The 513-nt window shown below is 57.7% G+C and carries 2 protein-coding genes; both read left to right on the forward strand.

Annotated elements, in window-relative coordinates; all coding sequences use genetic code 11:
• On the forward strand, positions 1-235 hold a 235-nt coding region (locus EOA22_RS36860; protein WP_127390771.1), incomplete at its 5' end, for a hypothetical protein.
• Between the two features lie 18 nt (positions 236-253).
• The gene (locus EOA22_RS37975; protein WP_164756346.1) at positions 254-406 is read left to right on the forward strand and encodes a hypothetical protein; all 153 of its coding nucleotides are present in this window, start codon (positions 254-256) and stop codon (positions 404-406) included.
• Positions 407-513: the final 107 nt, after the last annotated feature.

The following is a 513-nucleotide window of genomic DNA, read 5'->3' on the forward strand; positions in this document are numbered from 1 at the left end:
GGGCCTTATTTCGGTTGATGATATCGATATGGCTTTGAAAACCGCGGAGGCCTCGTTCACGGCTGATGAGCGCCTCTTCGAGGACATGTCGCCCGCCAACCGGGACGCAGTCTGTTTTCCTTTGCGGCTTTTGCGGTTGGCTAACACCAAACAGTTCGAAGCGGGTGTGCCACCGTTTGCCGAGCTGGCCAGGCAAGTCGGGATAACCAAGCAGCCCTACAACGATCAGATGTGAAGGGAGGAAGACAGGCAGGTGCAGGAAATCGTCGTGGTCAACAAGGTGGTCGAATACCGGGGAGAGGCGGTGACCGCATACCGTGACGGTCACGCACACTGCAATGCCACCGCTTTCGGCGAGGCGGGCCGCGACCCTGGACGCGAGACCATTCCCGCATTGAACCCGTAGCTCTGGCGAAGGCACCACATGGAATATTTTCGAGCACAAGGAACATGTCAGCCCACGGGTGTTTAGGCCGCAATGACAATCATCGCCGTCACGACAATGAACTACCC

Source organism: Mesorhizobium sp. M7A.F.Ca.US.014.04.1.1, from assembly GCF_003998745.1.
Lineage (GTDB): Bacteria > Pseudomonadota > Alphaproteobacteria > Rhizobiales > Rhizobiaceae > Mesorhizobium > Mesorhizobium ciceri.